This window comes from Micromonospora terminaliae (assembly GCF_009671205.1).
Lineage (GTDB): Bacteria > Actinomycetota > Actinomycetes > Mycobacteriales > Micromonosporaceae > Micromonospora > Micromonospora terminaliae.
Genome location: NZ_CP045309.1, coordinates 1,859,553 through 1,879,168, shown reverse-complemented (window position 1 = coordinate 1,879,168; position 19,616 = coordinate 1,859,553). Strand labels below are relative to the sequence as shown.

The 19,616-nt window shown below is 73.0% G+C and carries 17 protein-coding genes; 8 read left to right on the top strand and 9 right to left on the bottom strand.

The window, feature by feature from the left end:
- Nucleotides 1–15: 15 nt before the first annotated feature.
- From GCE86_RS08360 to GCE86_RS08350, 3 genes are all read right to left on the bottom strand, one after another.
- Nucleotides 16–1,098, bottom strand: a complete 1,083-nt coding sequence (locus GCE86_RS08360; RefSeq protein ID WP_239543057.1) for a CapA family protein — start codon at nt 1,096–1,098, stop codon at nt 16–18.
- A gap of 124 nt (nt 1,099–1,222) precedes the next feature.
- Nucleotides 1,223–1,918, bottom strand: a complete 696-nt coding sequence (locus GCE86_RS08355; RefSeq protein ID WP_154226408.1) for a hypothetical protein — start codon at nt 1,916–1,918, stop codon at nt 1,223–1,225.
- 94 nt (nt 1,919–2,012) lie between these two features.
- Nucleotides 2,013–2,873: a YwqG family protein gene (locus GCE86_RS08350; protein ID WP_239543045.1), complete on the bottom strand. Its 861-nt coding sequence runs from the start codon at nt 2,871–2,873 to the stop codon at nt 2,013–2,015.
- A gap of 216 nt (nt 2,874–3,089) precedes the next feature.
- Here GCE86_RS08350 and GCE86_RS08345 point away from each other — a divergent pair, with 216 nt between their 5' ends.
- Entirely contained in the window at nt 3,090–3,566 is a 477-nt protein-coding gene (locus GCE86_RS08345) for a hypothetical protein (protein WP_154226407.1), read from the top strand.
- Nucleotides 3,567–3,605: 39 nt separating this feature from the next.
- Here the strand turns inward: GCE86_RS08345 and GCE86_RS08340 are convergent, their stop codons facing one another.
- Nucleotides 3,606–4,529: an EamA family transporter gene (locus GCE86_RS08340; RefSeq protein ID WP_154226406.1), complete on the bottom strand. Its 924-nt coding sequence runs from the start codon at nt 4,527–4,529 to the stop codon at nt 3,606–3,608.
- Between the two features lie 72 nt (nt 4,530–4,601).
- On the opposite strand from GCE86_RS08340, the gene GCE86_RS08335 reads away from it, so the two are divergent.
- From GCE86_RS08335 to GCE86_RS08325, 3 genes are all read left to right on the top strand, one after another.
- The gene (locus GCE86_RS08335; protein ID WP_154226405.1) at nt 4,602–5,507 is read left to right on the top strand and encodes a LysR family transcriptional regulator; all 906 of its coding nucleotides are present in this window, start codon (nt 4,602–4,604) and stop codon (nt 5,505–5,507) included.
- 52 nt (nt 5,508–5,559) lie between these two features.
- Complete coding sequence (locus GCE86_RS08330; protein ID WP_154226404.1) at nt 5,560–5,931, top strand: VOC family protein; 372 nt, start codon at nt 5,560–5,562, stop codon at nt 5,929–5,931.
- 89 nt (nt 5,932–6,020) lie between these two features.
- Nucleotides 6,021–6,440 (top strand): PPOX class F420-dependent oxidoreductase, encoded by a 420-nt coding sequence (locus GCE86_RS08325; RefSeq protein WP_154226403.1) that lies wholly within the window; start codon nt 6,021–6,023, stop codon nt 6,438–6,440.
- Between the two features lie 62 nt (nt 6,441–6,502).
- Here GCE86_RS08325 and GCE86_RS08320 read toward each other — a convergent pair whose 3' ends face one another.
- Nucleotides 6,503–7,327, bottom strand: a complete 825-nt coding sequence (locus tag GCE86_RS08320) for a MarR family winged helix-turn-helix transcriptional regulator (RefSeq protein ID WP_204342849.1) — start codon at nt 7,325–7,327, stop codon at nt 6,503–6,505.
- 258 nt (nt 7,328–7,585) lie between these two features.
- Between GCE86_RS08320 and GCE86_RS08315 the strand changes: the two genes are divergently transcribed.
- Nucleotides 7,586–9,016, top strand: coding sequence for a hypothetical protein (locus GCE86_RS08315; protein WP_154226402.1), 1,431 nt, complete (start codon nt 7,586–7,588; stop codon nt 9,014–9,016).
- Nucleotides 9,017–9,034: 18 nt separating this feature from the next.
- Here the strand turns inward: GCE86_RS08315 and GCE86_RS08310 are convergent, their stop codons facing one another.
- Together GCE86_RS08310 and GCE86_RS08305 are read right to left on the bottom strand one after the other, a co-directional pair.
- Complete coding sequence (locus GCE86_RS08310) at nt 9,035–9,709, bottom strand: cytidylate kinase family protein (RefSeq protein ID WP_154226401.1); 675 nt, start codon at nt 9,707–9,709, stop codon at nt 9,035–9,037.
- 36 nt (nt 9,710–9,745) lie between these two features.
- The gene (locus GCE86_RS08305) at nt 9,746–11,779 is read right to left on the bottom strand and encodes a hypothetical protein (protein ID WP_154226400.1); all 2,034 of its coding nucleotides are present in this window, start codon (nt 11,777–11,779) and stop codon (nt 9,746–9,748) included.
- A 211-nt stretch (nt 11,780–11,990) separates the two neighbouring features.
- Here GCE86_RS08305 and GCE86_RS08300 point away from each other — a divergent pair, with 211 nt between their 5' ends.
- Nucleotides 11,991–13,994 (top strand): acyl-CoA dehydrogenase family protein, encoded by a 2,004-nt coding sequence (locus GCE86_RS08300; RefSeq protein ID WP_154226399.1) that lies wholly within the window; start codon nt 11,991–11,993, stop codon nt 13,992–13,994.
- Between the two features lie 80 nt (nt 13,995–14,074).
- On the opposite strand, the gene GCE86_RS08295 is transcribed toward GCE86_RS08300, so the two are convergent.
- Both GCE86_RS08295 and GCE86_RS08290 read right to left on the bottom strand, forming a co-directional pair.
- The gene (locus GCE86_RS08295) at nt 14,075–14,710 is read right to left on the bottom strand and encodes a DJ-1/PfpI family protein (protein ID WP_154226398.1); all 636 of its coding nucleotides are present in this window, start codon (nt 14,708–14,710) and stop codon (nt 14,075–14,077) included.
- 29 nt (nt 14,711–14,739) lie between these two features.
- Nucleotides 14,740–17,979 (bottom strand): heavy metal translocating P-type ATPase, encoded by a 3,240-nt coding sequence (locus GCE86_RS08290; protein ID WP_154226397.1) that lies wholly within the window; start codon nt 17,977–17,979, stop codon nt 14,740–14,742.
- Nucleotides 17,980–18,198: 219 nt separating this feature from the next.
- Here GCE86_RS08290 and GCE86_RS08285 point away from each other — a divergent pair, with 219 nt between their 5' ends.
- Both GCE86_RS08285 and GCE86_RS08280 read left to right on the top strand, forming a co-directional pair.
- Nucleotides 18,199–18,396, top strand: a complete 198-nt coding sequence (locus tag GCE86_RS08285) for a heavy-metal-associated domain-containing protein (protein ID WP_091261743.1) — start codon at nt 18,199–18,201, stop codon at nt 18,394–18,396.
- Between the two features lie 23 nt (nt 18,397–18,419).
- Entirely contained in the window at nt 18,420–19,490 is a 1,071-nt protein-coding gene (locus GCE86_RS08280) for a flavin-containing monooxygenase (RefSeq protein ID WP_154226396.1), read from the top strand.
- Nucleotides 19,491–19,616: the final 126 nt, after the last annotated feature.

Sequence of the window (19,616 nt, the reverse complement as noted above, 5' to 3'; positions counted from 1 at the left end):
GCCACGCCCGCCGCGCTATCCCGGGCGTTTGGTTGCCAGACCGGTGCACCGCTGGGCGGTGGCGAGCTTGCCGAGGATGCGTTGTCTGCCGGCCCCGGTGGCCGGAACCGGCTGGCCGCTGGCGGAGACCGTCGCCGGGACGAACCGGCTGTCCACCACCGTCCGGCCGCGGACGACCAGTTTCAGCACGCCGGAGTCCGTGCTGTGCGAGTTGGCGTACCAGAGGAAGTTGCCGAGTCCGTAGTGCACGTAGGTCCTGCCGAGCCAGCCGTCGGCCAGCAGCGTGTGCGCGTGCGCACCGACCACGATGTCGGCGCCGGCCTCGGACAGCCTGCCGGCGAACGTCTTCATCTCGCCGGTCGGGCACGAGCTGCCCTCGACGCCCCAGTGCATGAAGACGATGACCAGGTCCGCCCGCTCCCGCGCCGACCGCACCGCGGCGGTGGCCCGCACGGGATCGAACGCCATCGCCACCCCTGATCGGGTGTCCGTAGCCCGCCACGACCCGGCCAGGTCATGCACCTGTGACATGCCGAGCACCGCGATCCGCAGCCCTCGTACCGTGGTGAGCCAGGGCGCGTACGCCGTCTCGGCGTCGCGACCCGCGCCGAAGACCGGGTACCGGGCTTCCGCGGCGGCGCCGAGGGTGTCGGCGAGCCCCTGCCGGCCGTAGTCGAGGACGTGGTTGTTGGCGATCGACACCGCGTCGACCCCGGCCGCGCGCAGCGCCGCGAAGGCGGTCTTCGGCGCCCGGAAATGGTAGGTCTTCGGCTGCGGGGCGCCCCGGTCGGTGACCGCCGTCTCCAGGTTGACCAGGGTCAGGTCCGCGTCGCGCAGCGTCGACGCGATCGGCCCGAAGGCCGTCTCCGGATCGTCGAGCAGGCGCAGGGTACGGCCGGTGAAGTGCACGTCACCGGCGAACGCCAGCCGTACCTCGACCGGCGCGTCCGGCGCCGCGGTGCCGGTCGGTGCCGGAGCGGACGTGGCCCCGTGCCAGACCGGCGCCGGGCCGGTCGGTCCGGCGGCGCATCCCGCCGGCCCGACGCCGATCGCGACCGCCGTCAGCGCCGCCAGCGCGGAACGCGCCGTCCTGCGCATCACGCGGCCGAGGGTACGCGCTCCGCGCGACCACCGGTGCCCCGGCGGCCACCACCACAGAACCCGGCCGTGACGCCGCATCCCAGTGGCTGAATCGCGCACGCCTCGACCCGCCCCGGTGCGCTCACTCGCCGAACAGCGGCCCCCACGTATGACGGCGCTTCCACGTCTCGTCACCGGCTCGGAACTCCTGCAGGAGCCGCACGGCCGCCGCACGGTCGGTGGTCTGGCAGCGGAAGTGCCGGTCGATGGAACCTTCCCGATACTCCAATGCGTATGTCCCGTCGGGCACTCCCCCGGCGTCGCCGTAGCCGACCTGGACGAACCATCCGTCGGCGCGTTCGAGAATCACGTAACCGTTGTCTCTGCCGACCTGGCCCATGATCCACTCCAATCGGCGGTCGTCGGGGTCGGGCATCGTCGGCAAGCTCTCCGACGAGAGCGTGAAGGGCGCTGTGTAGCCCGGCGCGTTCGGGTTCACGACGTGGTAGCCCGGTTCGTAGCACACCAGGCCGTGCTCGACGGCGAGGGCCAGGACGGCCGCACCGAGCTCGTCCGCTCGCGACCAGACGCACGAGACGGCCACGATCGCATCGGAACGCTCGGGGGTCATGCTCCACACTCCGAGCCGGTCGATGTCCTCGTCGCTGAGGCTCTCCAGCGGTGGGAAGCGGTCGAGCAGTGCGTCGTAGAACCGCCCCACGGCCGGATGCGCGGCGAACGGGTCCGGCCCACCGTCGGCCCAACGCTCCAGCTTTGCTCGCGCCTCGGCCGCAGTGATCGGCTGGTCCTCGTGCCAGACGTACAGGTCAAAACTCACCGCAACCCCTGGTGTCTCGGCCGGACCGGCGAGGCCGGCCCAGGTCCTGCGACCGTGCCCGGGAACCGTGCACAGGTTCTGCCGCGAAGCGCGGTCAGCAGCACTGCCAGGTGAACATGGCTCGGTCGAATCGACGGGCGGCGAGGTCGTCGGGCCGGATGAGCCAGTAGAGCATGCCGACGTCGCCCCACATCATGTTCGCGTTGTCGTCGCTGTCGAACTGGGCCAGCAGCAGCCATCGGCCGGCCTCGGAGGCGAGTGCCGGGTCCTGCCAGTCGACGCTGCCGCCCAGTGCCGCCTGCGCGACCTCGTACTCGACGTCGCCCTGCACCGGCCAGGCGTAGCCGCCGAGCTGGTGCAGCGGGCCCCCGCCACCGCTGATCGCCGAACAGAACTCGCTGCGTCGAAGCGGATGCTCCGGTTCTGCCGCCCGGCTGAACCCGGCCCCGAACGCGTCGTGCAGCACGGGATGGTCGTACGAGGGTGCCGTCGACACCGCGCGCGAGGCGAGCGGGATGCGCTTGTAGGGTTCGATGCCCTCGGGAGTCGCCCGCTGCACACCGGCTCGGCCTGCCGGCACGTACACGACGCGGGCACCGGCCTGGGACTCCGGATCGCTGGCGAAGACCAACGCCTCAGCGTCGTCGTACTGGCCGTCGAAGTAGAAGAACAGAAGCCGGCCGTCGACCGGCAGCCCCATCTCGCCGGCCACCCGTGGCAGCGCGGCGCAGTCGACGGACGCGATGAAACTCAACGGCCCGTGCCCCTCCCAGACCGGCCACGCCAGGTCCTCGGGCAGCTCGGGCTCACCGCCCAGGTATCCGATCGCAGGCCCGTCGCCGCCGTCGGCGGTGACCAGCCGAATTCCGGGCCGCAGCAGCGACAACCAGGTGTCGGCGACGTCTGCCGGTAGGTGCTCGCGGGCTGCCGCCGCAAGATCGATCTGGCTGGTCATGCGGAGCATCATGCCACCGCACACCGACACGAACAGCTTTGCCGGCCCGGCCCGGCCTCCCCTGAACATCACCGAGGCCGCCCTCGAACAGCACGACCTGCGGCTCACCTGACACCGGCCGCGTGTGCCCGAGAAGTCGAGCCTCCTTCCGCGCGGGGAGGTGAATCCCTCGAGGAGGGGAGGTGTCGGGGCGTCCGAGTGGACGATCTTGATGGCATGAGAGTTCACGGCAGCGCTCGGTGGGCGTACGGCATGGTCGCGTGGCTGGTCTTCTTCGTCGTGTCCCACGTGCTGGCGGTGTTCTTTCCCGGTGACGATCCGACCGGTGACGGGCCGTGGGACCTGAGGGCGTACGTGATCTTCAACGTCGTTCTCATCCTCATGGCGGCCGTCGGGACGGCTGTCGTGGTGGCCACCGTCCGGCCGTGGGGACGACGTGTCCCTCGGTGGGTGCTCCTGACGCCGCTGTGGTTCGGCAGCACGCTCCTCGTCGTCCGGGGCATTCCCGGGATGGTCGAGAACCTGCTCATGGCCACCGGCATCCGCCGCGGCGGTTTTGTGGGGGCGGAAGACATCTCGACGACTGAGCTCTGGGCCGGGCTCGGGATCAACACCTACTTCTTCGTCGGTGCGGTGCTGCTCGTGGTGACGACGGCCTCCTACGTCCGGCAGCAGCCACGCAGTCGACGGTGAGTGCCGCCAACGCCTGAGCCCTCGACGCTGGGACGCGGATCAGGCAGTCGCGGCCGGGGCGTACTCGGGCTCCCGGCCCTCGCTGGCAGCTGGGGCGTTGCCGCGGTCCGCCGTGGAACGCCGGACCACCAGCGCCAGCCCGGCGAGGATGGTGGCGCCCGCGGCCAGCTCCGTCGGGCCGACGGGCTCGCCGAGCAGCAGCCAGGCGGCGCTCAGCCCGAAGACCGGGACGAGGAGGCTGAACGGCGCCACCCGGGCGATCGAGTACCGGGCGATCAGCCGGTTCCAGATACCGAAGCCGACGAGGGTCGACACGTACGCGACGTACGCCACGGCGAGCAGCCCGCGCCAGGACAGGCCGGTGATCGCATCAAGGACCGCGTGCGTGCCGTCGACGACGCCGGCCAGGCCGAGCAGCGGCAGCGGCGGCACCAGGCTCGACCAGACCAGCAGCGAGAGCGGTCGCGTCTCGCCGCTGGCTCGCATGACCAGGTTCGCCACGGCCCAGCTGGCCGCCGCGAACAGCGTCAGCACGAAGCCGATCACCGTGGCGTGGCCGCCGCTGTCGATCGCAAGCACGCCGATCCCGACCGATCCGACCAGTACGCCGGCCACCTGCGCCCGCGTCGGCCGCTCGCCCAGCACCGTCGCCGCCAGCAGCACCGACATGAGCGCCTGCGCCTGCAGCACCAGCGAGGCCAGACCGGCCGACATGCCCGCCGCGAGCGCCGTGAACAGCGCGCCGAACTTCAGGACACCGAGCACCAGCCCGTAGGCGACCACGTAGCGAAGCCGGGCGGTGGGGCGCGGCACCAGGAAGACCAGCGGCAGCGCCGCCGCGACGAAGCGCAGCGCGGTGAGCACGAGCGGCGGCAGGTCGCGCAGGCCCATCTCGATGGCGACGAAGTTGACGCCCCAGATGGCGGCCACCAGCACGGCGAGAAGTCGGTGCGATGCTTTCATGCCCGCTACGCTGCCCGAGCGGACGCTTAAGGACCAGTTCAAAGTTCTTCATCGCTGTTGTAGCCTGGCTACATGGACCTTGATGTTCGCCGGCTCCGCGTGCTGCACGAGGTCGCGCTGCGCGGCAGCGTCACCGCCGCCGCAACGGCCCTGCACGTGACCCCGTCGGCGGTCTCCCAGCAGCTCGTCCAGCTGTCCCGGGAGGCCGGGCACGAGCTGGTCGAGCGGGCCGGGCGCGGAATCGTGCTCACACCGGCCGGCGAGGTGCTGGCCGGCCACGCGAAGACCGTGCTGGGGGCGGTGGAACAGGCGGTGGCCGGGCTCGCGGCGATCCGCCACGGCGTCAGCGGCACGGTGCGGGTCGGCGCGTTCGCGTCCGCGGCCGGGGCGCTGGTGGCCCCCGCCGCCGCCCGCGCGCGGGCCAAGCACCCGGAGCTGGACGTGCGGGTGATCGAGGCCGAGGACCAGCAGAGCCGCCTCGACCTGCGCTCCGGCACGTTGGACGTGGTGGTGCTGCAGGAATACGACCACGTGCCCGCGCCGCTGGTCGACGACCTGGACCGGCACCCGGTCACCACCGACCCGATGCACCTCATCACCCCGGTCGGGTGGCGCCGTCACACCGGCCGGCTGAGCGAGCTGCGCGATGTGCCGTGGATCGCCAGCGCCGAGCACACGCCGTGCCTGCGGTCCACACTGCACGCCTGCCGGCTCGCCGGCTTCGAGCCGGACATCCGGCACCGTTCCGTCGACTTCGCGCTCACGCTGGACCTCGTCGCGGCCGGGCTGGGCGCCGCACTGGTACCGGAGCTGGCGCTGCGCCACGTGCCACCCGGGGTGCACGTGGAGCCACTGGTCGAGCCGGTCACCGAGCGGCGCATCTTCGCGGTCACCCGCGCCCTCGGCGGCACGGCGCAACGGCCCGCCGTGGACGCCTTCCTGGCCGAGCTGAGCGGCCCGGCCGAAGCCCGGACCTGAGCCGGATGGTCTGGGGCCCCCGAGTGTCGTAGCCACGTCCTACGGTGGGGCGATGGACTGGAAGATTGAACTCATCCCCGTTCCGGTGACCGATGTCGACCGCGCCAAGGCGTTCTACGAGAAGGTGGGCTTCAACGCCGACCACGACCATCGGGTGCACGAGAGCCTGCGCTTCGTCCAGCTGACACCACCCGGCTCCGCCTGCTCCATCGTGATCGGCGACGGCATCACCGACAAGACCCCCGGCACCCAGGAAATCCAGGTCGTGGTCGCCGACGCCGAGGCTGCGCGCCGGCAACTGCTCGACGCCGGCGTCGACGCCAGCGAGGTCGACGTGCAGCCATGGGGGAACTTCGTCTACTTCGGCGACCCCGACGGCAACAAGTGGTCGCTGCAGGCGATCGCATCACGCCCCAACGGCTGACCGACAGCCCACAACACCCCATAACAAGGCCGATCGGCCCGGCGGTTGCGTACATTGCGGAAGGTCACGCTGTCGCGAGGAGGAGTTCCATGTCGAAGCCGCCCCTGCCCGAACCTGCGGTCACCATGCTCCGCAAGCCGAACCCCGCCGTCATGGCCACACTCCGAGCCGACGGTCAGCCGGTCTCCGCGGCCACCTGGTATCTGTGGGACGACGGCCGGATCATGGTGAACATGGACGAGGGCCGCCGCCGGCTGAGCCACCTCCGCAACGACCCCCGGGTCACCCTGACGGTGCTGGACGAGCAGGCCTGGTACACCCACGTCACGATCCTCGGGCGAGTCGTCGAACTTCGCGACGACGAGGACCTGACGGACATCGACCGGCTCTCCCAGCACTACACCGGAAGGGCCTATCCACGGCGCGATCGCCGAAGGGTCAGCGCTCTGATCGAGATCGACCGCTGGCACGGGTGGGGCGCGCTGAAGGACAACAACCAGATCGGCTGAGCCGGCGCCGACCCGGCAACCAGCGAGGCCGCTGCCCGCACGACCGACGGGGACCGAGCGGCTCAGTCGTCGGCTTCCTGTGCCGCGGCGGCGATCGGCTCGAGCAGCGCGATCAACTCGTCGAGCTCGCCGGCGGTGAGCACGTCGTACGCCGGCGCCGCCAGCTCGTCGGTGAGGGCCTCGATCCGCTCCTTGGTCTGGCGGCCGGCGTCGGTGAACCCGCCGGCGGCGTCCACGAGGCCGCGGCGGCGCAACCCGTCGACGACACCGGCGAGCTGCGCCTTGGGCAGGTGGTGAATCCGGCCGAACTCCTCGGCCCGCATGCCGAGGGACAGCGCGAGCAGGACGTGAGCCTCGGTGCCGCCGATGCCGTGGGCGAGCAGGGCGGCGTTGTGGCCGTCCCCGCGGTGCTCCCGCAGCAGCGTCGCCGCGTGCCAGAGCCTGGCCACCGGCTCCTCGGGCACGTCCAGCGCCCGCAGCCCGGCGTACAGCGCGCGGCCCTCGGTCGGCGCACTGACCGCTGCCCGGGTGGCCAGGCCGGCGGCCCGCACCAGGCCGGGCGAGTCGGCGAGCTGCCCGATCCTCTGCCGCAGCGCCGCGGCGCTGCCCCGCTCGCGCACGGCGATCGCCTCCTGCGGGGTGATCTTCCCCCAGACCCACGGGATGTGGCGCGCCACCTCGCCGTCGGCGAAGTTGTAGAAGACCGCGTGCACCACCTCGGCCGGCGCCAGGCCCAGCGGTGCGGCCCGGCCCGCGAAGTACCCGTCCCAGTAGTTGCGCATACCCAAGGCCAGGAACGCCTCGTTCGGCACCTCGGAGAAGGTGACGGTGGCGATCGGCTCGACGAGCTCGAACATGCGGTGGACCATGGCCAGTGGGTGCTGCATCGGTCGGCATCTCCCTCGGTCGCGACCGCGCCCTCGTGGGCGGCCTCTCACATCAGCTACGAACAACGCGGCCCGGATACGACAACTCCGGCCGACATCGATCCAGCCGAGGTCAGCAGATCATGACGGTCGTAGGATTGCGGAGTGGACGACCTGGCTGGTACGGATCATCGATCTGCGGAATCGGGGACCGGCTGGGCGCGCCTGCCGGTCAGTTACTGCCAGTACGACGTGTTCACTGTGCCGGGTGCATCCGGCATGGGGATCCACGTCCGGGGTGACGACCTGCTGCACCTCGGCGGGCCAAATCAGTTCACCGGCTTCTGCGGCATACATACCGGGCGGATCGAGGCACGGGTACGGGTGTTGCCCGGGCCTCCATCGGCGGTCGACGCCGGTTGGGACGCGATCAGTGAGGTGACCCTCTGGAGTCCCAGCGGGCGGCTGTCGGTCGTCGGCCTGATGGGCGGCACCGCGGAGGCCCTCACCGACGTGGCCGTTCCGCGCGGGCTGATCCGGGTGCGGGTGCACGCGCGCGACCGCTTGCACGAGACCGTACGCACCGACGACGACCCGCCCGAGCGGCACGAGCTGCACATCTGGGCGGTGTCCGAGGAGGCACCGTGGCGCACGGTGCTGGCCGGGCCGGGGGGTCGTGCCTGGGAGCAGAAGCCGGCGAAGGCCGCCGAGTGGGGCATGCTGTCCCTGGTGCCACGCCCGTCCGAACGCCCGGCCATCCTGCCCCCGCTGCCACCCGACCCGTACGAGGACGACTCCGGCCTGCCCCGGGTGACGGTGGTCCGCCACCGGCCCGCGCCGGTCGGGATCTCCGAGGGCGTGCTGCCCGCCGGTGACCTGGAGGTCCGGTTGGCTCGGGTCGACGACGAGACGCTCACGTGGTCGTGGGCCACCGCCGACGAGCCGATCTTCCCTCAACCGCTGGACGCGCTGCCCGACGACGAGCCGAGCATCGTGCGGCTGACGTCCGGCCCCGACGGCGTCACGCTGCGGCACGAGGGGGTCCTGGGCCGGCACGCCTTCGCCCTCGGCGTGATCTGGGAGCACCTGCTCGACACCGTCGGGTCGTACCCGTGGATGGAGCCGTTGCGCGGGCAGGCCGCCGAGGCGACCGCGCGAGCCGAGGAGGCCCGCCGCTGGAAGGCCGCGCGCGACGCCGAGCAGTGGGGCGGTGCTCCCCCGTCGGATCGGGTCCGTGGGCTCCTCGGCCAGGCGCGGTCCCTGGCCCGGATCGACCGCCCGCTGCTCGACCGCCTCGACGGCCTGCCCGCCGCCCGCCAGCGCGCGACAGCCTGCTGGGCGGCTCGCCGCGCGATGCGGGTCGCCGGGCTGGAACGGATCGGGTGGGTCGCCGAGGCGCTCGCCGCCGCCGAGGCCGGCCGCCCACTCCCCCAGCCCTTCAGCGAGCAGAACGGTGGCGCCGCGTTCCACCGGCTGCTGTCCGATCCCGAGGTGCCGCACACCATCATCACGCTGCACCTGCCGGCGAGGGCGTCCGGGACACGTCGTGTCTCCGACGTGCTCCAGCAGGCCACCGCGTTTCCCGCCCTGATCGCGCTGGCGAACGACGATCCGCTGGCCGCCGCGATCGACGCCGTCTACAACGCGGCTATCGCCCACGGCGACGACCGCGACCGCTTCCTCACCGAAGCCCACGCCGCCCTACGCTGAGACCTCAAACCGGTACGGTCAGCGCGTTCGGGTCGTCCAGATCGGCTGCTGGGGCTCGTCGTTGTGCACGATGATGTCGGCGTGCTCGGCCGGGCGGACCGTGGCGAGGTAGAGCTGTTGGGAGGGGATGTATCGCTCGCGCCAGCGCCGTTCGATGTCGGCGCGGGACGACACCCGGCGCTCTCGGACCAGGGCACGACCGACGGTCTTCTCGAGCGCGGTCGACACGAAGATGCGCAGGTCCCACCGGTCGATCAGTTCCGGGCGCATGAGGAAGACGCCGTCGAAGATCAGCACGGCGTCGGCGGTGGCGGTCGTGACCGGCGGGGACAGCGTGGCATCGGTCGTGCGGTCGTAGACCGCGTGTTGGAAGCGTCGATCGCCACCAGGGCCGAGCGGATCGAGCAGAACCCGGTTCAGCGCCGCGTAGTCGTGGGTGTCGAAGTAGCAGCCCTCGGCCGAGTACTCGCCGCGTGGGTAGCGCTGTGCCCGGGGGAAGAGGAAGTCGTCGATCGTCGCGCGGATGACGTCGCGGCCCTGTGCGCGCAGGACGACGGCCAGCTCGTCGGCGAGCGTGGTTTTGCCAGCGGCGGGCGGTCCGTCGATGGCAACGCGCGCCGGGTGTGTGACGGCGACGGAGCCGACTGCCTCAGCCAGGCGGTCGAGCATCTCGCCGCGGGTGCCGTCGTCCATGTCCCCTTCTGGAAGGTGTGTTCGAGGGCGGCCCTTCTACGGGCAGGGTGTGCCCGCGCAGACGTCGACGACCTCGCCGGTGAGCAGGAACACCGCCTTCTGGTGCTGGGCCCCGGCCTGAGCGCGCGGGAACTCGTGCGGATCCTTCCCGTACTCCGGGCCGACCGGGGCGAGGTTCGTCGGCGGTGGCGCGTACGCCGTGCCGCTGTTCCAGATCACGATCGCCGACCCCTGATACGGGTACCTGCGGATCGGCGCGATGCCCCAGTACGGCCGCACGTCCGCCGACCAGCCGTCGGCGAGCGCGGGGGTGTGCAGGCGGGCGCCGATCGTGCGTGCCTGCACCTCGGCCGCGGCGGGCGAGACCTGGTGGTCGCCGAAAGCCACGTGCATGAGCACCTGGTGCGCCGGGGTGCCCGGCAGCGGGCGGTCGGTCATGTGCTGGGCGTACCCGTTGGCCTCGGCGCGGTCCCACAGCATCTGGAGCAGCGCGAGGATCAGCTGCTGGTCGACCTTGTCCGGGTAGGAGCCGTCCATGATCTGCTGGAACGGGGCGAAGTCCACGCTGCGTTGCAGCAGCGTCGAGTAGTTCATCGCCGGCACGCCGAGCACCGCCCGGGTCCAGTCCTGAGCGATGGCGGTGAGCGCGCCGCCGTTGATGCCGCCCTGGCTGTTGCCGTCGTAGTGCAGCCCGCCGGCCGCGTTGATCAGCGGCCGCGCGGCGGCGTCCCGGAACGCCGGGTGGGCGGCGAACCCGCCCGGGTGGATCATCGCGCGACCGAGGAAGAGGAAGTTCAGGAAACTCTGCTGCAACCGGTCCACCACGGCGGGGAAGGCAGTGAGGTCGGTGAAGGCGCCGGCCACGTATGGGACGTCGGCGGAGGCCATGCCGATCCAGCTGGTCGCGCAGAAGGTGAAGTCGTACGTGTTCGACATCGTCTTGACGTTGCCGGCGTTGATCTCGGTGGGCCGGCCGAGCAGGCCGTGGCCGTAGAGCGAGAGGTGCGCCGGTGTCGCGGCGGAGGCGCTGCGCGGGATGTTGCAGACGAAGTCGGCCGCCACCGTGCTGCCGGATGGCGTGGGCAGGGCGTTCGGTGTGGGTGGCGTACCGTCGCCGCCGGCCGGTCCGTAGTGCAGCCGCGAGCCGGGCCCGCCGTCGCCGGTCAGATAGGACGGTACGTCGACGGTGCCGGTCACCTGCCGGGCGATCAGCGGGTCCTGTTCCGGCGAGTAGTCGGTCACATTGGTGACGGTGAACGACGGTGCGGCCCGGCGGAGGGCGGCGAACGCGCCGTCGCGGATCGCCAGCATCCGCCCCGTCAGCCCTTGGCGGCTGGCCACCGTGAAGTCCCAGGCCAGGTAGAGGCTGTGCCGCTTGACGCCGGTCCGGCTCAGGTCGGCGAGGATCCGTTTCATCTGCGCGGCGCGGACGTCCCGGCGGCCGAGGCCGGCGCCGGTCACGTACGCCCGGAACGCCGTCGGCGCCGGGATCGTCGCCCCCGTGCCGTCGCGCATGCCACGCAGGCCCACGACGTACCGGGTGCCCTCGGTCAGCGCGACCGCCGGCCGGATGATCAGCAGTTGCCGGTCGGGCCGGCCGGCGGCGTGCGCGTCCAGCTCGGCCCAGTACGGGGTGCGCTCGCCCGTCCGGGCGTTGAGCAGCACGATCGGCGCGTCCGGTGCCAGCGAGCGGCCGATGTCGGTGACCGGCGCGACGCCGGTCGCCGCGGCGTCGAGGCCGGGCACGTGCACCAGGATCGGCGAGCCGGGGCTGAACCCGTCCTGCCGGTTCCACTCCGCCGGGTCGATCGGCGTCCCCTGCACGGTCGCGGGCATCGCCGACGCTGCGAACCGCACCCGCTTGCCGGTGGGGCTGGTCCGGTCCGGCACGGTGAAGTAGTCGTTCGGGAACGGCAGCAGGCAGGCCGTCGGGTCGATGGGGTCGCACGTCCGGTCGCCGGCCGGCGCCGGGGTCGTGGGAGGCGCTGCGGCGGCGGCCGTGCCGAGCAGCATGCTGCCCGCGGTCACCAGCACGGACACGGCGAGACGGAGGCGTCCGGGTGTGGTCACGCGCTGCTCCTTCGACACTGGACGGTGCGTCGACGCGGTGGTCAAGGGGTGATGTTCTTCCTACGCTCGTGAATCGATCTCGGCAAGCTCCGGCTACCGGGCGCCGAGCGCTCCCGGCGGGAGCGGACGATGGTGTCCGGTCTCACCGCGGCATCGCCCGGCGGGTCACGCCACCGGCCGGTACTCTTGATCGAGTACGAACTGTACCCATATGTCCGTCAGCGGAGGGGTGCCCGTGTCCGATCACATCGACCTCGCTCACTTGCGGGAGGTGCTCGACGGGCCGTGGGCCGACGTGCGCAACGCGCTCCGGGACCACCTCGACGGGCGCTTCCTCCCGGTCTACGGCGAGACCGGCGACCAGGCCCGCGCGCGGATCAGCCGGCTGCTCACCGAACTCCCCACCGAGCTGGGGATCGCATCGGCCTTCCCGACCGAGTACGGCGGCAGGAACGACGTGGGAGGCTCGATCGTCGCCACCGAGATGCTGGCGCAGGTCGACCTGTCGCTGATGGTCAAGGCGGGCGTGCAGTGGGGCCTGTTCGGCGGCGCCGTCAGCGCACTCGGCACGAAACGGCACCACGACGCGTACCTGCGGGACATCATCTCCGGCAAGCTCCTCGGTTGCTTCGCGATGACCGAGACCGGTCACGGCTCCGACGTCCAGCAACTGCGCACCACCTGCACGTACGACCCGCACACGCAGACCTTCGACCTGCACACCCCACACGAGGCAGCCCGCAAGGACTACATCGGCAACGCGGCGCGCGACGGGCGGATGGCGGTGGTCTTCGCACAACTGGTCACCAACGGGCGGCGGCACGGCGTCCACGCGTGGCTGGTCCCGATCCGCGACGCGCAGGGCAATCCCCTGCCCGGCGTGACCATCGGCGACGCGGGCGCCAAGGCCGGCCTGCTCGGCGTGGACAACGGGCGGCTCAGCTTCGACCACCTGACGGTGCCGCGGGACATGCTGCTGGACCGGTACGGTCAGGTCGGGCAGGACGGCACGTACTCCAGCCCGATCGAGAACGACTCCCGCCGCTTCTTCACGATGCTCGGCACCCTGGTGCGCGGCCGGGTCAGCGTGGGCGGCGCCGCGTCGGCGGCCACCAGGTCGGCGCTGACCATCGCCGTGCGCTACGGCGACATCCGCCGGCAGTTCGGCACGCCCGGCGCGGATCGGGAGGTGCTGCTCAACGACTACCTGGCCCACCAGCGCAAGCTGCTGCCCGCCCTGCCCACCACGTACGCGTTGCACTTCGCCCAGACCGAGCTGGTCACCGCGCTGCACGAGGTGCAGAGCGGCGACGGCCCGGTCGACGAGCACCGGCAGCGGGAGCTGGAATCCCGGGCCGCCGGCCTCAAGGCCGCGCAGACCTGGCACGCCACCCGCACCATCCAGATGTGCCGCGAGGCGTGCGGCGGCGCCGGCTACCTGGCCGAGAACCGGCTACCCAGCCTCAAGGCCGACACCGACGTCTTCACCACCTTCGAGGGCGACAACACGGTGCTGCTGCAACTCGTGGCAAAGGGCCTGCTCACCGGCTACCGCGACGCGTTCGGTTCGCTGGACGGCTGGGGACGCGCCTCCTTCGTCGCCGAACACGTCCGCGAGATGGTGCTCGAACGCACCGCCGCCCGGTCGCTGATCGAGCGGCTGATCAGCGCCGTGCCCGGCCGTGACGAGGAGGTCGCCGTCACCGACCGCGGCTGGCAGCTCAAGGTCTTCGAGGACCGCGAGAGGCACCTGCTCGACGGCGCGGTCCGCCGCCTCCGCAACGGCGCGGCCACGAAGAAGGACCACCCCTTCGACATCTTCAACGACGTCCAGGACCACGTCCTCGCCGTCGCGGCCGCGCACATCGACCGGGTCACCCTGGAGGCGTTCGTCGCCGGCATCGAGGACGCCGCCGACCCGGCGGTCCGGGCGCTGCTCTCCCGGGTCTGCGACCTGTACGCGCTCAGCGTCATCGAAACCAACAAGGGGTGGCTGCTGGAGCACGGCCGACTCACACCGGCCCGCTCGAAGGCGGTCACCGGGGTGGTGAACGGCCTGCTCAAGGAGCTGCGCCCGCACATGCGGACGCTGGTGGACGGCTTCGGCATCCCGGACGCTTGGCTGCACTGCGCCATCCTGCGCGAGGAACCTCTCCGGCAGGAGACGATGGCCGCCCACGACGCCGCCGGTGATCCGCAGACCGTTGGGGCGTAGCGGGCCCACCGCCGGGACACGGAACGCCGCCCGTTGCGGCACGGGTCCCGGCGTGCGCTGCTCCCACCCGGGCGGACCGCTCAGCCCAGCACCCGATGCGGGTCCGCGCGCAGCGCGGCGACCAGCGGCGCCGGCGCGGTGCGCGGGGATCCCGCCGGGTACGGCGGCCGGGGGTCGTACTCGATGCCGAGCTGGACCGCCTGGGCGACGGCCTCCCCGGCGATCCGGCCGGCCAGCGTCAGGGCCATGTCCACACCGGCCGACACCCCGGCGGCGGTGACGTACTTGCCATCCACCACCACCCGCTCCTCGGCCGGCGCGGCCCCGAACGCGGGCAGCTGATCCAGGGCCAGCCAGTGCGAGGTGGCCCGGCGGCCGGCGAGCAGGCCGGCGGCGGCGAGCAGCAGCGATCCGGTGCAGACCGAGGTGGTCCATGTGGTGGCGGTGTCGACGGCGCGCAGCCAGTCGAGCAGCCGGGCGTCGGTCATCCGGGCGATCTGCCCCGGCCCGCCGGGGACCACCAGCACGTCCGGGCGGGTCACCTCGTCCAGAGTGGCGGTGGCCGTTAGGGCGAGGGCGCCCACGTCGGTGGTGACCGGGCCGGGCCGGTCGGCGACGAAGACGGTACGGGCACCGGGGAGCCGGCCGAGCACCTCGTACGGGCCGACGGCGTCGAGGGCGGTGAACCGGTCGAAGAGGAGGACGGCGATCTGCATGGTCGGTTCCTTTCCAGGGTGTCGGTCGGTCAGCGGGCGTCGACGGTGAACGGCACGGTGATGACGTGGCCGTCGGCGAGGCGGAACTGGCCCCAGAGCCGGTAGCGGCCAGGGCGGGGGAAGTCGGCGTGCAGGTCCAGGTCCGGGCCGTACGTCTGACCGGGCAGGGCGAAGACCGGCTGGCCGTCGGCGTCGACGGTCTCGGCGTGCTCGTGGGCGAAGCTGTCGCCCGCGGCCGACATGACGACCACGTGCCCCGCGGCGGCCAGGTACGGCCGCAGCCCGGTCAGCGGCCGGCCGGTGGCCGCGTCGGCGAAGCGGTAGGTGAATCGGCTGCCGCCGACGTTCGCGGTCCCGTCCAGGGTCACCCGCACGCCGTCGACGACCTGCTGCCGCCCGGACACCACGGGCCGCTGGTGGATGACCTCCGCGGGGTCGCCGACCACCAGGTCGTGGCGCTGCAGCACGTCGGTCAGCTCGCCCTTGCGCCGGAACTCGGTGTGCACGATGTACCGGCCCGGGGTGGGGAAGGTGAGCGTCACGTCGAACTCGCCGGGCCGGGCCGCCGGCTGCGGGTGGACGTGGGCGAAGCTGGCCAGGTCGTCGCGAACGGCGATCAGGTGCATCCAGGCGTCGTGACTGCGCCCCACGTCCCGGACCGGCCGGCCGCTCTCCGCGTCGGTGATCCGGACCCGGATCGTGGCGGGCCGGCCGGGCAGGACGTCGGCGGGCAGCCGGACGTCGACGCGGACCCCGGCGTCCTCGGCGTCCACCGGCTCGGTCTCGGCGGTCATCATGGTGCTCATCGCTGGTCGCATCGGCATGCCGGTGTTCTGCGTCCAGGCCAGCACCCCGTTCATCCCCCGGGCGGCGGCGTCGGTGCGGCTGAGCGCGGTGAAGCCGGCGCCCACGGCGAGCGCGAGCGCGGCGACCCCGGTCAGGTACGCCCACTCGCCGAGCCGGGCCCCCAGGCGGGGCCGCAGCGCGGCGGCCGTCTCCGGGCGGCGGAAGCGGCGCAGCCGCAGCGCGTTGGTGACCACGCTGACCGAGCTCATGGCCATCGCCGCGGCGGCGAGCGACGGGTCGAGCAGGATGCCCCAGGCCGGGTACAGCACCCCGGCGGCCACGGGGATCAGCAGGGCGTTGTAGCCGAACGCCCAGCCCAGGCCCTGCTTGATCGTGGTGACCGTACGCCGGGACAGCGCGATCGCCGAGACGATGCCGCGCAGGTCGCCGCCGACCAGGGTGATGTCGGAGGCGGCGATCGCCACGTCGGTGCCGGTGCCGATGGCGATCCCCAGGTCCGCGCGGGCCAGCGCCGGCGCGTCGTTGATGCCGTCGCCGACCATCGCCACCACCGCGCCCCGCTCCTGCAGTGCGGCCACCCGGGCGGCCTTCTCCTCGGGCCGGACATCGGCGATCACCTGGCTGATGCCGACCTCGCGGGCGACCACCTCGGCGGTGACCCGGTTGTCGCCGGTGAGCATCCACACCTGCAGGCCCAGCGCCTGCAACTGGGCCACCGCGTCCACGGACTCGGGTCGCAGGGTGTCGGCGATCCCGGCGACGCCGGCGAGCCGGCCGTCGACCGCGAGGTACACGGGGGTGCCGCCGGTGGCGGCGACGCCGGCGACGCGGTCGGACAGGGCGGTCACGTCGACGCCGTGGCGCCCCATCAGGGCGGCGTTGCCGACGAGCACGGCGCGGCCCTCGACCCGCGCTTCGATGCCGTGTCCGGGCACCGCCTCGAAGGACTCCGCCGCCGCAACGGCGAGGTCGCGGGCGCGGGCGTGCCGGACGATCGCCTCACCGAGCGGGTGCTCCGAGCCGGTCTCGGCCGCCGCGGCGTAGGCCAGCAGCTGGTCGGCGTCGACGCCGTCGACGACGTGCAGCGCGGTCACGTCGGGGCGGCCGCGGGTCAGCGTGCCGGTCTTGTCCAGCACCACGGTGGTGATCCGCCGGGCCTGTTCCAGCGCGTCGCCGCCGGAGATGAGAATGCCCAGCTCGGCGGCCTTGCCGGTGCCGACCATGATCGCGGTCGGGGTGGCCAGGCCCAGCGCGCACGGGCAGGCGATGATGAGCACGGCGATGGCGGTGCCGATGCCGAAGGTCAGCCGCCCGTCGGCCGGCCCGGCCAGCGCCCAGACGGCGAAGGTGAGCAGGGCCAGCCCGAGCACGGCCGGCACGAACCAGGCGGAGACGCTGTCCACCAGCCGTTGCATCGGCGCCTTGCCGCCCTGGGCCTCCCGGACCAGGCGCACGATCTGGGCGAGGGTGGTGTCCTGGCCCACCGCGGTGGCCCGGAGCACCACGGAGCCGGTCCGGTTGACGGTCGAGCCGATCAGCACGTCCCCGACCGTCTTCGACACCGGCAGGCTCTCGCCGGTCAGCATGCTCTCGTCCACGGTGGAGGCACCCTCGACGACCGTGCCGTCCACCGGCACCTTCTCGCCGGGCCGCACCCGCACCAGATCACCCACGACGACCTGGTCCACCGGCACCTCGGCCTCGGCGCCGTCGCGCAGCACCCACGCGGTCCGCGGGCGCAGGCCGAGCAGCGCCCCGATCGCGGCGCCGGTCTGCCGCCGCGCCCGGGCCTCCATCCAGCGCCCGGTCAGCACCAGCGCGATGACCACCACGGAGATCTCGAAGTAGACGTGCAGCGGCAGGCCGAGCCGTTCGGCGGCCGCCGGCCAGAGCGTGACGAAGGCGCTGTACCCGTAGGCGACGGTGGTGCCCAGGGCCACCAGGGTGTGCATGTTGACGCCGCCGTGCCGCGCCGCCGCCCAGGCCGCCCGGTAGAAGGGCCGGCCCGCGCCGAACTGCACGACGGTCGCGACGACCAGCAGCGCCGGCATGAGCCAGTCCATCGCGTCGATGGACAACGGCAGGTACATCAGCACCATCATGGACAGCCCGGTGGCCAGGGTGAGCTGCCAGGTCCGCTTGAGCCGGGTGACCTCCCGCTCCTCGGCGCGGGCCCGGTCGGCGTCCTCGTCGGCCGCCGGCGCGGGCGTCCCGCCCGGCTCACGCGGCTCGTCGGCCGGCACGGTGGCCGTGTAGCCGGCTCGCTCCACCGCTGCGGTCAGTGCCGGCGGGGCCACCCGGGCGGGGTCGTAGACCACCCTCGCCGTCTCGGTCGCCAGGTTGACCTGGGCCGCCTCGACGCCCTCGACCCGGCTCAGCGCCCGCTCCACCCGCCGGACGCAGGACGCACAGGTCATCCCGCCGATGTCCAGCGTGCCGGAGACAACCGTCGGTGTCGTCATCGCACTGCTCCTCTCGTACTGGGGCGTCGCAGGCGCCCTCGCTGGTCCGGCGGCTCTCGCCGGCCGGTGACGCCACGCTCGCCGCCGCCGCTGTCCGCCCGCTGTCCGCGACCCGTCGGCGCCGCCGGGGGTACGCGACAGGGCGCGGACAGCGCCTCCCGGCACGGTTCGAACCGCAGGGCCACCAGGAGGGCGGCCCGCCGGACGAAGGAGTGAACCGTGAACCAGCTCGTGCTCTCCGTGCCGAAGATCAGCTGCGGCCGCTGCGTCGACGCCATCCGGGAGGAGGTGGGTCTCGTCGCCGGCGTCCGCGCCGTGGCGGTGGACCTCGCGACCCGAACCGTCCGGGTCGACGGCGACGCCGACCGGGCCGCGGTGGTGGCCGCCATCGGCGAAGCCGGCCACCAGGTCGCCTGACCGGTACGAGGGGGGACGGACCGATGGACCTGGACACCGTGATCGTCGGGGGCGGTCAGGCGGGGCTGGCGCTCGGCCACCACCTGCACCGCGCCGGCGTGCCCTTCGCGATCCTGGACGCGCACGACCACGTCGGAGACGCCTGGCGGCAGCGGTGGGACTCACTGACCCTGTTCACCCCGCGCCGGTTCTCCGCCCTGCCGGGCCTGCCCTTCCCCGGCGACCCGGACGGGCATCCCGGCAAGGACGAGGTCGCCGACTACCTGGCCCGGTACGCCGCGCACTTCGCCCTGCCGGTCCGGCTCGGCTGCCGGGTCACGTCGGTCCGTCCCGGCCCGGCCGGCGGCTTCACGGTCGACACCTCGACCGGGACCCTGCAGGCCCGGCGCGTGGTGGTCGCGGCCGGGGCGTTCCACACGCCCCGGATCCCCGACGTGGCCCGGAAGCTCGCGCCGCGGGTCGCGCAGGTGCACAGCGCCCGGTACCGCCGGCCCGGCCAGCTGCCGGGACACGATGTCCTGGTGGTCGGCGGGGGCAACACCGGGGTGCAGATCGCCGCCGAACTCGCCGACGACGGCCGCCGGGTGGCGCTCGCCGCGCCGACCCTCGGCCCGGTGCTGCCGCAGTGCTGGCTGGGCCGGGACATCTTCTGGTGGTTCTCCCGGTCGGGCACCATGCGGCTGAGCCCGCAGAGCCGGCTGGGTCGCCGGATCGCCGCCCAGAACCCGATCATCGGCACCGACGTGGCCGGGTTGCTGCGCCGGGTGGACCGGGTCGGTCGGGTGGTGGACGCCGAGGGGGACCACGTCCGGTTCGCCGGCGGCGGGCGGCGGCGGGTGGACGCGGTGGTCTGGGCGACCGGCTTCCGCGCGCACTATCCCTGGCTCCAGGTGCCGGTGCTGGACCCGTCCGGCGCGCCCGTCCAGCGGGAAGGCGTGACGGACTGGCCGGGGCTGTATTTCCTGGGCCTGCCCTGGCAACGCGCCCGGGGCTCGGCGGTGCTCGGCTGGGTCGGCCGGGACGCCGAGGTGTTGGCAGCCCGGCTGGCCGAGGACCGGCGGCCGGCGCCGGCCCGACCGGCGGTCCCGGCCTGATCGGTGCAGGTCACCGCCACTCGGATGATCGTTCCGGCGACGGCCGGGACGTACCATGGGGCCCGCCCGGGCGATCGCCGGGCGACCGGAGCGGGCCCCGGGTGTCCGCCGCCGCGGACGGGGATG

Excerpts from the sequence above, each read along its gene's own strand:
- GCE86_RS08360 (WP_239543057.1), bottom strand. The coding sequence starts at position 1,098 with ATGCGCAGGACGGCGCGTTCCGCGCTGGCGGCGCTGACGGCGGTCGCG.
- GCE86_RS08350 (WP_239543045.1), bottom strand. The coding sequence starts at position 2,873 with ATGACCAGCCAGATCGATCTTGCGGCGGCAGCCCGCGAGCACCTACCG.
- GCE86_RS08345 (WP_154226407.1), top strand. The coding sequence starts at position 3,090 with ATGAGAGTTCACGGCAGCGCTCGGTGGGCGTACGGCATGGTCGCGTGG.
- GCE86_RS08340 (WP_154226406.1), bottom strand. The coding sequence starts at position 4,529 with ATGAAAGCATCGCACCGACTTCTCGCCGTGCTGGTGGCCGCCATCTGG.
- GCE86_RS08335 (WP_154226405.1), top strand. The coding sequence starts at position 4,602 with ATGGACCTTGATGTTCGCCGGCTCCGCGTGCTGCACGAGGTCGCGCTG.
- GCE86_RS08330 (WP_154226404.1), top strand. The coding sequence starts at position 5,560 with ATGGACTGGAAGATTGAACTCATCCCCGTTCCGGTGACCGATGTCGAC.
- GCE86_RS08325 (WP_154226403.1), top strand. The coding sequence starts at position 6,021 with ATGTCGAAGCCGCCCCTGCCCGAACCTGCGGTCACCATGCTCCGCAAG.
- GCE86_RS08320 (WP_204342849.1), bottom strand. The coding sequence starts at position 7,327 with ATGCAGCACCCACTGGCCATGGTCCACCGCATGTTCGAGCTCGTCGAG.
- GCE86_RS08315 (WP_154226402.1), top strand. The coding sequence starts at position 7,586 with ATGGGGATCCACGTCCGGGGTGACGACCTGCTGCACCTCGGCGGGCCA.
- GCE86_RS08310 (WP_154226401.1), bottom strand. The coding sequence starts at position 9,709 with ATGGACGACGGCACCCGCGGCGAGATGCTCGACCGCCTGGCTGAGGCA.
- GCE86_RS08300 (WP_154226399.1), top strand. The coding sequence starts at position 11,991 with ATGTCCGTCAGCGGAGGGGTGCCCGTGTCCGATCACATCGACCTCGCT.
- GCE86_RS08295 (WP_154226398.1), bottom strand. The coding sequence starts at position 14,710 with ATGCAGATCGCCGTCCTCCTCTTCGACCGGTTCACCGCCCTCGACGCC.
- GCE86_RS08290 (WP_154226397.1), bottom strand. The coding sequence starts at position 17,979 with ATGACGACACCGACGGTTGTCTCCGGCACGCTGGACATCGGCGGGATG.
- GCE86_RS08280 (WP_154226396.1), top strand. The coding sequence starts at position 18,420 with ATGGACCTGGACACCGTGATCGTCGGGGGCGGTCAGGCGGGGCTGGCG.